The organism is Staphylococcus sp. HMSC62D11 (genome assembly GCF_001839145.1).
GTDB lineage: Bacteria > Bacillota > Bacilli > Staphylococcales > Staphylococcaceae > Staphylococcus > Staphylococcus lugdunensis.
Genome location: NZ_KV840192.1, coordinates 25609 through 39437 on the forward strand (window position 1 = coordinate 25609; position 13829 = coordinate 39437).

The 13829-nt window shown below is 34.1% G+C and carries 11 protein-coding genes; 9 read left to right on the forward strand and 2 right to left on the reverse strand.

The genetic code is table 11. The features are described from left to right. Positions 1-9: 9 nt before the first annotated feature. The gene (locus HMPREF3267_RS07225; RefSeq protein WP_062078152.1) at positions 10-1851 is read left to right on the forward strand and encodes a DUF6270 domain-containing protein; all 1842 of its coding nucleotides are present in this window, start codon (positions 10-12) and stop codon (positions 1849-1851) included. Between the two features lie 339 nt (positions 1852-2190). Here the strand turns inward: HMPREF3267_RS07225 and HMPREF3267_RS07230 are convergent, their stop codons facing one another. Continuing rightward, positions 2191-3645 carry an APC family permease gene (locus HMPREF3267_RS07230; RefSeq protein ID WP_002478565.1) on the reverse strand — a complete coding sequence of 485 codons (1455 nt, stop codon included), beginning with the start codon at positions 3643-3645 and terminating at the stop codon, positions 2191-2193. A gap of 411 nt (positions 3646-4056) precedes the next feature. Between HMPREF3267_RS07230 and HMPREF3267_RS07235 the strand changes: the two genes are divergently transcribed. From HMPREF3267_RS07235 to HMPREF3267_RS07265, 7 genes are all read left to right on the forward strand, one after another. Then, positions 4057-4938 carry a cidABC operon transcriptional activator CidR gene (locus HMPREF3267_RS07235; RefSeq protein WP_002460541.1) on the forward strand — a complete coding sequence of 294 codons (882 nt, stop codon included), beginning with the start codon at positions 4057-4059 and terminating at the stop codon, positions 4936-4938. Positions 4939-5389: 451 nt separating this feature from the next. Next, positions 5390-7054, forward strand: a complete 1665-nt coding sequence (gene alsS / locus HMPREF3267_RS07240; RefSeq protein ID WP_002478566.1) for an acetolactate synthase AlsS — start codon at positions 5390-5392, stop codon at positions 7052-7054. A 32-nt stretch (positions 7055-7086) separates the two neighbouring features. Beyond that, positions 7087-7791, forward strand: a complete 705-nt coding sequence (gene budA / locus HMPREF3267_RS07245; protein ID WP_002460539.1) for an acetolactate decarboxylase — start codon at positions 7087-7089, stop codon at positions 7789-7791. A gap of 17 nt (positions 7792-7808) precedes the next feature. Further along, positions 7809-9410, forward strand: coding sequence for an L-lactate permease (locus HMPREF3267_RS07250; protein WP_002478567.1), 1602 nt, complete (start codon positions 7809-7811; stop codon positions 9408-9410). 188 nt (positions 9411-9598) lie between these two features. Beyond that, on the forward strand, positions 9599-10099 hold the full coding sequence (locus HMPREF3267_RS07255; RefSeq protein ID WP_002478568.1) for a hypothetical protein: 501 nt from the start codon (positions 9599-9601) through the stop codon (positions 10097-10099). 17 nt (positions 10100-10116) lie between these two features. Further along, complete coding sequence (locus tag HMPREF3267_RS07260; RefSeq protein ID WP_002460536.1) at positions 10117-10614, forward strand: hypothetical protein; 498 nt, start codon at positions 10117-10119, stop codon at positions 10612-10614. Between the two features lie 71 nt (positions 10615-10685). Next, the gene (locus tag HMPREF3267_RS07265; RefSeq protein ID WP_002460535.1) at positions 10686-11408 is read left to right on the forward strand and encodes an epoxyqueuosine reductase QueH; all 723 of its coding nucleotides are present in this window, start codon (positions 10686-10688) and stop codon (positions 11406-11408) included. A gap of 92 nt (positions 11409-11500) precedes the next feature. Here the strand turns inward: HMPREF3267_RS07265 and HMPREF3267_RS07270 are convergent, their stop codons facing one another. Next, on the reverse strand, positions 11501-12565 hold the full coding sequence (locus tag HMPREF3267_RS07270) for a quinone-dependent dihydroorotate dehydrogenase (protein WP_002460533.1): 1065 nt from the start codon (positions 12563-12565) through the stop codon (positions 11501-11503). Between the two features lie 288 nt (positions 12566-12853). Between HMPREF3267_RS07270 and HMPREF3267_RS07275 the strand changes: the two genes are divergently transcribed. Further along, positions 12854-13708 carry a fructosamine kinase family protein gene (locus tag HMPREF3267_RS07275; protein ID WP_002478570.1) on the forward strand — a complete coding sequence of 285 codons (855 nt, stop codon included), beginning with the start codon at positions 12854-12856 and terminating at the stop codon, positions 13706-13708. The last annotated feature ends 121 nt before the right edge of the window (positions 13709-13829 follow it).

Sequence of the window (13829 nt, forward strand, 5' to 3'; positions counted from 1 at the left end):
GAAAAAGCAATGAAGACGACTATATCAGTACAACAGGGAAAGCTCTGTTTTCATCACATACAACAACCAACCGATATTATGTATCAATTTGAAGATCGCATTGGTATTTTTTTACAAAAATTTCCATTAACATTTGAAATAAATAATCACATGGTGACTTTAGATTTGAAGCATCATTTTAGTTCGGGTATCATCAGTGGTTTGAAAATTAAAATGGCACTTGATGTAGAGGCCAGAGAACCTATTATTTTGGACGATATTAATCCACTTTATATTGTAACTATACACGTTGATAAAGAAGCGTTGTATATTACTTTAACGGCTAAAGACACTCTCGTAACAATTCACTGTCAAGGCAATCAACTTCAATTAATCAGTGATTACAAATGTACGACATATTTAGGGCAATTAGTCGCTGGAACGATGTTGCCAACTGCTAAATACTTTGTAACTAAAGATAAGCACATAATCATGGAAGATATGCTAACAATGATGCAACATCTAGCTATTAGACAACAACGCTGGAGTGTTTATGTACAACTAAAAGATGATTGTGGAAATCAGTATGTAGAGAAAGTGCAATTAACGGATTGGATTCATCAAAATAAGGCGTTGTTAGCACAATATTCTGTTGATTATCATCAAAAAGATAACTTTTTATTATATGGAAATGTGCAGCAACAAGTGACATCATTACCTATATCCATACAAGCAGTCAACCAACGATTATATAGTCTGACTTGTGATAGGGAATTGGCTCATGACACTATTTATCTAGCTTTACGTTCGCGACAAGGCAATCCATTTCATTATCGCGAGTATGTTGAATTTCCTACAATTAAGCAGAGTGCCATCATTGATCTAGGTCAATTGCACAAAATTTATACTAAAGACGGTGATAACTTTGATGTGCTCATTGGTAAAAATTTTGAGACAGCACGATTCGTTATTCCTACAAATCATAAACAGATAGATACGCGCTATGTAACACTGAGTAACACGATGAATGCTAAGTTTTACATTAATGGGCGAGGAGGTTTAAGTCTTTATGTCTTAGAAAAGACACAATCACAAGCCTATGAAGTGCCGAAAATTGCTGTTTTAGGAACTTGTTTTTCGCGCAATGGTTTAAATACATCACCTTATTTTAATCCAGATTATAAAAAATATATGAACTGTGTATTCACTCAATTCCATAGTCGTTTGGATGCTTTAAATGCAGTGCCAGCACCAGCATCATTAATGCAGCAATATAAGCAACATCATGAATTTGAGCATATTGCACGTGATATGGCTAAAACCTTTTATGATGAGCTACGCCAATCAGGTGCTGAAATACTCGTTATTGATTTATATGCTGATGCTTTATTAACATCATTAAAGTTAAACAATGGTAGCAAGATTACTTATAATTATTTGATTAAAGATAATCCCAATTTAGGGGACTATGTCAGTGAATGGAATGCGCATGAATTTGACAATGATACAGACTATTATAATGAGTGGTTAGCTGAGTTACATAAATTTATGCATCATATAACTAACATCATTCCTGAAAGTCATATTATTTTAAATAGAGGTCGATTAGCGGAAAAGTATAGTGAAGAAGGACAGCTCAAAACATTTTCTACGATACAACAAATTAAAAAAGCGAATGAAATATGGGAGAATTTAGACAATTTATTGCTTCAACATTATCCACAAGTCAAAGTAATTGATTTAACAGGAAAGCAGTATCATGCAGATAAAAATCATCCTTTTGGTTTCTCCTATTCACATTACGAATCACAATATTACAAAGACTATTTTAGTGAACTTGTTAAACAAGTATTGTTAATTAAAGCGTTGTAATAATGTAGATTATAAGCGCAAAAGGCGGGGCCTCAACAGAAAGGAATGCGAAGCGCAGTTCAACTAGCAACGCAAGTTAGGGGTGACTGAGATAGCACCCTAGGAACGCAAAGTCATACATTTCAGAGTATTGAATATAAAATAAGAGCCTAGAACATCATTATGTTTCAGGCTATGAACGAAATATTGGCAGTAGTTGACTGGATTGAAAATACGCGTATACCAAGCTTTTTCAATCCTAGTCAACCTTGCCGGGGCGGGACTACGAATTCATAATGAATTCTGTTCCGCTCCCTATTATTTTAGGATTTATATCCAGCTTTTTTTATAATGATAATGTTATTTTTGCTTTGGCACGATATATTCTGGTTCTTCATTTTTCTTAGAATGACGTACGCCATAGAAAAGATAAATAACAATACCGACTACAAACCATATTAATGTATATAGTTTAGCTTCATAGCTTAATCCCCAAAATACTAAAAATACTAAAACGAAAGTAATTGCCGGTAAAACAGGATATAAAGGTACTTTAAAACCTGGTACGGGTAAGTCATTACCTTCGCGTTTACGTAAACGATACATTGCGATAGATACAAACATAAATGCAACAAGTGATCCAGCTGAAATCAATTGTGCCAAGAATGCGAATGGGAACATTGAACCGATAATGACTACAATGATAGTCAAGATAATTAAAGAACGATTAGGCAAATGTTTATGATTTAATTTCGCTAACCAAGATGGCAATAAACCATCGCGTCCAAATGAGTATAGTAAACGTGATCCAGCCAACATCATACCAATCAATGCAGTAAACATACCGATAACAGAAATACCTTGTACAATTGCTGCAACAACGCCATGACCACTTTGACGTAATGCCCAGCCAACTGGTTCAGCATTATTAGCATATTGTGAATAATGGAACATACCTACGAGCACAAGTGCTACAGCAACGAAAAGAATAATAGCGACTACTAATGAACCTAAAATACCTCTTGGCATTGTTTTTGATGGGTTAATTGCTTCTGCTGAGTTCGCTGCGATTGAGTCAAAGCCAATATAAGCTAAGAAAATCATAGATACACCAGCATAAACACCTTGCCAACCTCCAAAGTCACCTGTATCTGTTACTTTATGTTCTGGAATAAATGGAATGTAGTTCTGTACATGTAATGCTGTTAAGCCTACAACAACAAATAACAATATTGCAAAAATTTTAAGAACTACTAGAATGTTTTCAATGCGTGCTGCTTCTGTCATACCTCTTGATAAGAGCAATGCTGTTAAAATAATAACGACCGCAGCGATGATATCAATAATACCACCATTTGCACCAAATGGAGCTGATAATGATGTAGGTAATTTAATACCTAATGGTGAAATCAGTCCACGTAAGTTAGCAGAGAAACCAGAAGCCACAAAGGCAACAGCGATAAAGTATTCTGCTAATAGTGCCCAACCTGCAACCCAACCAAAGAACTCACCAAATAATACGTTAACCCATGAATAAGCTGAGCCAGCAAATGGCATGGCAGAAGACATTTCGGCATATGTAAATGCGACAAGTCCAGCTACTATTGCAGCGATTAAAAATGATAAGGCAACAGCAGGACCAGCATGTTCGGCCGCAACAATTCCCGGTAATGTAAAGATAGAAGTCGAAACAATAGTACCTACACCAAGCGCTAGGAAATCTCTAACACGTAAGGTACGTTTTAAATGACCATCTTTATTTTGATAAATCGTAGGATTCTCTTTACGAGTAATAGTTTTGAAAAAACTTGACATAGCAATTAACCTCCACAGTTAATAATAATCTATATTTAAATGTGATATTTTAATAATTAACATCATATCATAAAATCACCGACCATAGTCTAAAAATTCTGAAAAATTTCTTTTTTCTTACTTTTTAAAGCAGATATACGATAAATTTATACGATAAAATAGATTATAGCAGACTTAAAGCATAATGTAAGTGGCTATTTTGGTACATCTATCTTTTAAGAGAAAAATTGCCATTATTATAAATTTTTTTAAAAATAATAATAAGAATTGCATAGGAATGGAAGATGAAAGATTTAGGATTATAACAACATTAATTGTTACAATATTATTGAAAAGCCTAGTTAGGATTGATATTCCTAAATCTAATTTCTACAATAAAAGCAAATAAACTAATATAGGTCGTGGAAGAATATGGAAATTAAACAGATAAAGTATTTTGTCGAGGTGGTTCGACAAGGCGGAATGACGCAAGCTTCTGAACACCTTTATATTGCACAATCAACGATAAGCAAGGCAATTAAAAGTATTGAAAATGAATATAATATCACTTTGTTTGATCGCTCACAAAAGCAAATTAAGCTAACAGATATTGGTCAAACATTTTATGATAATAGTTTAGAGTTTTTAGCACTTTTTGAAAAGTTATCATTAGAAATGAATGACGTTGTCAATCTACAGAAAGGTCATATTCGTATTGGCCTATCACCGATGATGAATGTTCAAATGTTCACCGATAGTCTTAACCAATTTCATCAACAATATCCTAAAGTAACATACGAAGTGATTGAAGGAGGTGGTAAAGTGGTAGAACATAATATTGACAACGATGAAATTGACATCGGTATTACCACACTACCTGTAGATTCAAGTGTTTATCATTCATATTCGCTTTATGATGAAGAATTATTGCTAGTCGTCAGTAAAGCGCACCCCTTGTCGCAGCGCACGAAAGTAGATTTTGCCGAGTTGGAAGATGAAGAATTTATACTTTTTCATGATGATTTCTATTTGAAAGATCAAATTATTGAAAATTGCAAACGCATTGGCTTTTATCCTAAAACAGTTGCTAATATTTCACAGATTAACTTTATTGAAAATATGATTAGTCAGGGATTAGGCATCAGTGTTGTTCCTCAAAGTTTATACAATATGATGGGAGATGAGGTTACAGCTTTAAAATTAGAAAACGCACGATTATCTTGGCACTTAGGTGTTATTTGGCGCAAAGATACTTACTTATCGCATGTCACTCGAGAATGGATTCAAACCATAGGCCATTTAAGTCCAAAGTAATAAATTTTAGAGATAACTTGGAATACGATGTTTTATAGATGTATTCCTTTTTGGAATACTTGCAATCGAAAATATGTATTTTATTAATACGTTCAACCGTAATATAATGAATAACGTAATGAAGTTGCAAGTGATTCAAAATATTTTTCATATAGTAAAGAAATGATTGTCTAGTAGTAAGTTATTTAAGGCAGTTATGCTTTAAGTGTACTGATTATATGAAAGAGTTCTAGCCCAACTCGGAGTATTATCCCAAATAGTCCAATTTTGAACGCTTGAGCGGATTTCACACAACAATGAATGACAAGGCATTTTGATATTAAAGAAGTCATGCACTGTTCACTGTCTTTCCCTCTTTTCCTAAAAAAATTGAACATGCAATTGACTTCTTTTTATCTAAGTGTGCAGCAGTGTGAAAATTTGTTAATTATCGAAAGGATATGGATATAAAATGACTAAAAAAAATTACTCAGCAGCAGATATGGTTATTGATACGTTGAAAAATAATAATGTAGATTATGTGTTTGGTATTCCAGGTGCTAAAATTGACTACTTATTTAATGCATTAGAAGATGATGGACCAGAATTAATTGTTACAAGACACGAACAAAATGCAGCTATGATGGCGCAAGGTATTGGACGTATTACAGGAAAACCTGGTGTCGCTCTTGTAACAAGTGGACCAGGGGTAAGTAACTTAACAACAGGACTTTTAACAGCAACATCTGAAGGTGATCCTGTCTTAGCTATTGGTGGTCAAGTTAAACGTAATGATTTATTACGTCTCACTCATCAAGCAGTAGATAATGTAGATCTTTTAAAATCATCTACAAAATATAGCGCTGAGGTTCAAGATCCTGAGTCATTATCTGAAGTTATGACAAATGCAATCCGAACAGCAACTTCAGGTAAAAATGGCGCGACTTTTATTAGTATTCCTCAAGATGTCATTCAATCACCAGTTAATAATAAAGCGATAGCATTATGCCAAAAACCAACTCTAGGTGTTCCAAGTCTTCAAGATATTAAAGATGTTATCACTAAAATCAGCAATGCTAAGTTTCCAGTGTTACTAGCTGGTATGAGAAGTTCAAGTGAAGCAGAAACAGAAGCAATCCGTCACTTAGTAGAAAAATCCAATCTTCCAGTCGTTGAAACATTCCAAGGTGCCGGAGTCATTAGTAGAGATTTAGAAAATCACTTCTTCGGTAGAGTAGGATTGTTCCGCAACCAAGTTGGTGACCAATTATTGAAAAAAGCAGACTTAGTTGTCACTATTGGTTATGATCCAATTGAATATGAAGCGAGTAACTGGAATCACGAATTAGATACTGAAATTATCAATATTGATGAAGTTGCTGCTGAAATAACGAACCATTTACGTCCTGAAAAAGAATTAATAGGTAATATTGCAGGTACAATTGAGCTTATATCTGAAAATATTGATGCACCAATTATTGATGACAAACATTTAAATGACTTGGAAAAATTAAGAGCAGAAGTTATTGAAACATCAGGTATTAAATGTACACATGTTGATGGAGTGTTACATCCATTAGAAATTATCGAAACGATGCAAAAATCACTTTCAGATGATACTACAGTTACTGTAGACGTAGGTAGTCACTATATTTGGATGGCACGTAAATTTAGAAGCTATAACCCAAGACATTTGTTGTTTAGTAATGGTATGCAAACACTTGGTGTTGCTTTACCATGGGCAATTGCTGCTGCATTAGTACGACCTAATACGCAAGTAGTTTCAGTTGCTGGCGATGGTGGTTTCTTATTCTCAGGACAAGATCTTGAAACAGCTGTACGTAAAAAATTAAACATCATCCAATTAATTTGGAATGATGGTAAATATAACATGGTAGAATTCCAAGAAGAAATGAAATATAAACGTTCTGCAGGTGTAGAATTTGGACCTGTTGATTATGTTAAATATGCAGAATCAATGGGAGCAAAAGGTATGCGCGTTACAACTCAAGAAGAATTAGAAGCAGCAATTAAAGAAGGTTATGAAACTGAAGGACCTGTATTAATTGATATTCCTGTAAACTATCAAGATAATATTAAACTTTCAACAAATGTATTACCAGATTCATTAAACTAAATTTAAACATATAAATAGGAGTGAATACAGTAATGAGTCATGTATTATATCAGCACGGCACATTAGGCACATTAATGGCAGGTTTATTAGAAGGAACTGCAACAATTGATGAACTATTAAAACACGGAGATTCAGGACTAGCCACTTTAACTGGTTCAAATGGAGAAGTTATCTTCTTAAATGGAGAGGCTTTCCATGCCAATGAATACAAAGAATTTACCAAACTTAAAGGTGATGAAAAAACACCTTACGCAACGATTACACATTTTGAAGCGGATGAAACATATCAAACAAGCGATAAATCTTCTGAAGAAGTATTAAATGAAGTTGAATCACATATGTTAAGTAAAAACATGTTTTCAGCAGTGAAAATTAGTGGTACATTTAAAAAAATGCATGTTCGAATGATGCCTAAACAGGAACCACCTTATACACGGTTAATTGATTCTGCACGTAGACAACCAGAAGAAACAGCAGAAAATATTAAAGGTACAATAATTGGATTCTATACGCCAGAATTATTCCATGGTATTGGTTCTGCAGGTTTCCATATCCATTTTGCAAATGATGATCGCAATTTGGGTGGACATGTATTAGACTTTATCGTGGATGATGTTACTGTAGAAATTCAAAACTTTGAAACGTTTGAACAACACTTTCCAATTAACAACAAGACGTTCACTGAAACAGAAATAGACTATGGTGATGTCGCCGACGAAATTAGAGAAGCAGAATAAAGGAGTCGCGATTTAAGATGTTAGTTGAAAGTTTCAATCCGTTTAATAATATGCTGATTTCAGCAATTGTAGCGGCAGTGCCTATTATTTTATTCCTGCTGTGTTTAACAGTATTTAAAATGAAAGGCGTTTATGCGGCATTGACAACACTGATTGTCACTGCATTGGTAGCAATGATATGCTTCAAATTACCTGCACGTATTGCAGGAGGCGCAACATTTGAAGGATTTTATCAAGGTATTATACCAATTGGCTTTATTGTTATTATGGCGGTATGGCTTTATAAAATTGCAACTGAAAGTGGACAATTTAATATTGTCCAAGATAGTATTGCAAGTATTTCACAAGACCAACGTATTCAATTACTGCTTATTGGTTACTTATTTAATGGGTTTTTAGAAGGTGCAGCTGGATTCGGTGTACCGATTGCCATTTGTGCCGTATTGTTAATGCAACTAGGTTTCAAAGCATTGCCAGCAGCTATGTATTGTCTAGTTGCTAATGCAGCAGCTGGTGCTTATGGTGCTGTTGGTATTCCTATTGCGATTACAGATACACTAAATTTAGCAGGTGGTGTTAAAGCATCACAAGTTGCATTAATTGGTAATTTAACATTAGGTTTGATTAGTTTCTTTGTACCGTTTTTATTAATGTTTATTATTGATGGTCTCAAAGGTGTTAAAGAAACGTTTCCAGCTACATTAATAGCCGCATCTGTATTTACCGGTTTACAAGTATTGATTGCAGCATTTGCTGGCCCTGAGTTAGCTGATATCATCCCAGGCTTAGGTGCTATGGTTGCACTTGCATTATTCTCACGTAAATTTCAACCTAAAAATATCTTTAGACTTGAAGATAATGAAGCGGTCGGCAAGGTTGAGAAACATTCAATTAAGCAAATTGTCTATGGATGGAGTCCTTTCATTATATTGACCGTTATTGTTATGGTATGGAGCTTACCAGCATTTAAAGCTCTATTTGAAAAAGGTGGTGCACTAAGTGCCCTTGTTGTTAACTTCAATGCTCCAGGTACGATGAATAATGTGACACATCATCCCAATGTTTTGACGTTCAACTTTATTGCACAAACTGGTACTGCAATATTAGTTACGGCTATCATTACCATCTTAATTGCTAAGCACATGTCGTTTAAAACTGCAGGCAAACTTTTAGGAGTGACAGTTAAAGAATTGTGGGTTTCTGTATTAACAATTTGCTTTATCTTGGCTGTCTCTAAAATTACGACATATGGCGGTTTGAGTAACGCTATGGGTCAAGGTATTGCTAAAACAGGTGCAATATTCCCATTGCTATCTCCAGTCCTAGGGTGGATTGGTGTGTTTATGACTGGTTCAGTGGTGAATAACAACTCATTATTTGCACCTATTCAAGCTTCTGTAGCAACACAAATAGGTACAAAAGGCTCGCTCTTAGTTGCGGCTAACGTCGCTGGTGGAGTTACAGCTAAAATAGTATCTCCTCAATCAATTGCTATAGCCACAGCGGCTGTTAATAAAGTCGGTAAAGAGTCTGAATTGATGAAAATGGCTATGCGTTTTAGTATAGGTTTACTTATCTTTGCTTGTATTTGGACATTTATGTTAAGCCTATTTGTTTAAAATATAGTAACAGCTATCTGACACGATGTAGATCAGATAGCTGTTTTTTAGCTTATTCAAGTTAATATCATGTAATGGAAGAAGAAAATGCAAATTATTATTTAATAATAGTGTCATTTATATTTGACATACTTAACGATGTCGGTTATATTTGACACATAGGATAATAAATAAGGGTGAGTAAGCATATGAACAAATTCAAAAATAAAATGATTAATAGTCTTCTTGGTACGATAGGTGACAAAGATGAACGTGAAATTGCCATAATCAATGCTAAATTTACGACTGTATTTCTAACGGCATATGTTTTATTATTTTGTTTATTGCTATTAGGTGTCATTTTAGATGCGATGCATGACACCATTTCAGTGCTAACTATGGCAATCACGATTGTATTTTTAATTATCAATATTCAAACTCTCGTATTAATGCGAAAAGAAAAATTAGACGATTTAACCGTTTATTCTGATAAAGAATATGTCCAGCTCATTAAAAAATTAAAACGACAAAGTGTAGTTGGAGGGTTCTTTTTTGGAGCTTTAACAACGTTATTTGACATGGTATTTCGCTTTTTTAACGATACGGATGTAACGGTATGGTTTGCTGTAAGTAAGAATATCTTGCCGGGACTAGTATTTGGTGTACTTGCATATTTCTTTGCTAAATCTAAAGTTCGTAAGGATTATTAATATAGAGGTGAAGGACGTTGTCACGTTTAAATGACTTTTTAATTAAGTGGTTTACGAATAGCTCAACTGACAAAGATGAACGCGAAAAAATTCAATTGAATGAGCGTTTAGCTAATATGTACATGATTACTACAATATTAATAGCATTGCTACTTTTATTAAGCGTGATAGATATAATACACACACAACAAATAATGATGACACATGTTGCTGTATTTATTTTATTTTTTGGTTTAAACATAATTTCTTTAGTCATAATGGGAAAAGGTGGTTTAGACCATTCGCGAGTTAATTCTAAGGCTGAATATCGTCACTTAATTAAGAAATATGCTGTAATTTGTATAGGATTTGCTATTTATTTTGGTTTAGCTCTTTTTGGACTAGATTTATTATTTGATGCCGTAGGTGGGATAAAGACCTATGGTGGAAACCCAATTAATTATATCGTTGGTGGTATTGTGATGGGTATCTTGATGTATATTATGAGAGTCGTCAAAATAAAAAAAGAATATTAAATATTGTATGCCTTTCTCGTGTTCGATATTATATAATTAAACTATATTTTAAAGAACGAGAGAGGCTTTTTATGATAGATGCTGAACCAATTGTATTAAAAATGAAAAATCAAAAAATTAACTATGACCGTGTCTTGAAAAAATTAATACAGCAATGGAAGCGTGCGGAGCAAAAACCGAAAATTTTGTTACATAGCTGTTGTGCGCCATGTAGCACGTATACGTTAGAATATTTAACGCAATTTGCAGATATTGGTGTTTATTTTGCTAATCCCAATATTCATCCTAAAAATGAATATTTAAGACGTGCGAAAGTACAAGAACAATTTATTGCAGATTTTAATGAACGGACTGGCAATCATGTTCAATATATTGAAGCGCCATATGAACCACAAACGTTTATGAAAATGGCTAAATCACGTGGCTTAATGGATGAACCAGAAGGCGGATTGAGATGCTCAGCATGTTTTGAAATGCGTTTAGATCTTGTTGCCGATGCAGCACAGCGGTTTGGCTATAATTATTTTGGTAGTGCATTAACGTTGTCACCTAAGAAAAACGCGCAATTAATTAATGAATTAGGCATGAAAGTACAAGAAGCCTATGATGTGTACTATTTACCAAGTGACTTTAAAAAGAATAAAGGATATGAACGGTCATTGGAAATGTGTAGAGATTATAACGTTTATCGACAATGTTATTGTGGTTGTGTCTTTGCTGCAATGCGTCAAGGCATTGATTTTAAAGAAGTTAATAAAGAGGCTAAAGCTTTTTTAGAACAGTATCAATCTTAGAGTGAATTGATACTAAGTTGAGTTTTAATCAAAATAAAGAAAAATCAGCAGTATTTATCTCGATTCCCGATAAATATTGCTGATTTTAAATTTTAGGCATCTAAGCCAATGATATCTTTAACATTTGTATAATTATTTTTAGTTAAATATTGAGCGATGCCTTTATTGATTTTTTTAGTTAAGCCTGGGCCTTCAATCACTAATGATGAATAAATTTGTATTAGGGAAGCACCATTGCGCATCATTTGAATGGCATCATCTGTGCTAAAGATACCACCTGTACCAATGATTAGAAATTGACCTTTTGTTTGTTGATATGCCCATTTGACAAGCTCTAAATTACGTTTGAATAATGGTCTACCACTCAAGCCGCCTTCTTCGTTTTTATTATCAGAAGATAAGCCTTCTCGACGTCGTGTTGTATTCGCTAAAATCATTCCATCAAATGTTTCTGTAATTGAAGGTAATATATTTTTAAAATCATCTAAATTTAAATCTGAAGTTAATTTTAAATAGATAGGAACTTGAATATCTGTTTGAGCTTTAAATTCCTTTAATGCGTTGCATAGCATTGTAAATTCATCTTTATCGTGGAAGCTTTGTAAATTTTCTGTGTTAGGTGAGCTGATATTTACGGTAAAAAAGTCAACATCTGCCTTAAATGTATCCATGACTTTGATATAGTCCTGATCACGTTCTTCATAAGGAGTTGTCTTATTAACACCTACATTTAAACCTACAGGAATAGAATAAGCATGACGGCGTATATTAAATAAAGCACGATTCATCCCGATATTATTAAAACCCATGCGGTTGATTAAGGCATCATCTTCGAGTAAACGATACATTCGTGGTTTCGGGTTACCATCTTGAGGTTTCGGTGTGATGCCACCAAGTTCTAAGGCTCCAAAACCAAGGTATTCTAAAGCTTTAGGCACTTCACATGATTTGTCGAAGCCAGGTGCTAGACCTACAGGATTGTCGTAAGTATTACCTTGGATCGTTTGTTTCAATGAGGGATCTTCGTACACGAAAAGTTTTTTGACAATAGGAAAGATAAATGGTGCTTTTTGTAAAAGTTTGAGCGCGTCAATAGTTAAACCATGGGCTTTCTCCGGCTCAATTTTAAATAACAGGGGTTTGATTAATTTGTACATAGTAATGCTCCTTTTTCATTGTATTTGAGGCTTTCTATCCTCAATTAATAGCATTGAAAATAACATTTTCTATAATAGACTAGCACTTTATGTTTGTTTTTCAAAGCCAAAATATAGAAGTTCAATACTTTGCCATGATTTTTTCAAATGTTTGATACATTATTAAAAAGAGAATAAAAACTTTCAAATGAGGTAAAGTTAAATCGAAAGGGTATGACTTTATAGAGTAGTACGGTGATTGAGAAGGCACAAAAAAGGAAATAGGATATAAACGAAAGGAGTATGTATATGAATCAACAATGGATAGATCAATTACCTTTAGATAATATTCGAGATGTGGCACCTGTAAGTGGTGGGGATGTGAATGAGGCATTTAAAGTGACGACAAAAGATAGTACGTATTTCTTACTTGTACAACGCAATCGCGATCAATCATTTTATGCAGCTGAAATAGCAGGACTCAATGCTTTCGAAGCTGCAGACATTACAGCGCCACGTGTAATAGATAATGGCAGCATTAATGGAGATGCTTTTTTAATTTTGAGTTATTTAGATGAAGGGCGTACAGGGAGTCAGCGTGAATTAGGTCAATTAGTGGCTAAAATGCATAGTGAACAACAATCTAATGGCCAATTTGGGTTTGATTTACCTCATGAAGGTGGCGATATTTCATTTGACAATTCTTGGACGGATTCGTGGATAGAACTTTTTGTGGCACGTCGTATGGATCATTTACGTGACGAGCTCATGCACAAAGGATTATGGAATGAAGAAGACGATAAGGTGTATCAACAAGTACGCATGGTGATGATTAATGAGTTAGAAGCACATCAAAGTAAGCCATCACTCTTACATGGAGATTTATGGGGTGGCAATTATATGTTTTTAACTGATGGACGTCCTGCGCTCTTTGATCCAGCACCGTTATATGGAGATAGAGAGTTCGATTTAGGCATCACAACAGTTTTCGGGGGTTTTACGGATGAATTTTATGATGAATATGCCAAACACTATCCTATGGCAAAAGGTGCAGAAAAACGGTTGGAATTTTACAGATTATATTTATTTATGGTTCATTTATTAAAATTTGGTGGAATGTATGCGAATAGTGTGAATCGCTCAATGGCTGAAATATTAAAGTAGACAACTTCAACAATCAATGGCAATATCTATTTTAATTTCTAATTAATGATATTGTTAAATTCATAGCGGATAATGAAAAAGAGACTCGGACATAATTATGTTTTAAGTTATGAACTCTATA

Coding starts and splice junctions, on each gene's coding strand:
- HMPREF3267_RS07275 (WP_002478570.1), top strand. CDS start 12,854: ATGAATCAACAATGGATAGATCAATTACCTTTAGATAATATTCGAGAT.
- budA (WP_002460539.1), top strand. CDS start 7,087: ATGAGTCATGTATTATATCAGCACGGCACATTAGGCACATTAATGGCA.
- HMPREF3267_RS07225 (WP_062078152.1), top strand. CDS start 10: ATGAAGACGACTATATCAGTACAACAGGGAAAGCTCTGTTTTCATCAC.
- HMPREF3267_RS07230 (WP_002478565.1), bottom strand. CDS start 3,645: ATGTCAAGTTTTTTCAAAACTATTACTCGTAAAGAGAATCCTACGATT.
- HMPREF3267_RS07265 (WP_002460535.1), top strand. CDS start 10,686: ATGATAGATGCTGAACCAATTGTATTAAAAATGAAAAATCAAAAAATT.
- alsS (WP_002478566.1), top strand. CDS start 5,390: ATGACTAAAAAAAATTACTCAGCAGCAGATATGGTTATTGATACGTTG.
- HMPREF3267_RS07250 (WP_002478567.1), top strand. CDS start 7,809: ATGTTAGTTGAAAGTTTCAATCCGTTTAATAATATGCTGATTTCAGCA.
- HMPREF3267_RS07270 (WP_002460533.1), bottom strand. CDS start 12,565: ATGTACAAATTAATCAAACCCCTGTTATTTAAAATTGAGCCGGAGAAA.
- HMPREF3267_RS07235 (WP_002460541.1), top strand. CDS start 4,057: ATGGAAATTAAACAGATAAAGTATTTTGTCGAGGTGGTTCGACAAGGC.
- HMPREF3267_RS07255 (WP_002478568.1), top strand. CDS start 9,599: ATGAACAAATTCAAAAATAAAATGATTAATAGTCTTCTTGGTACGATA.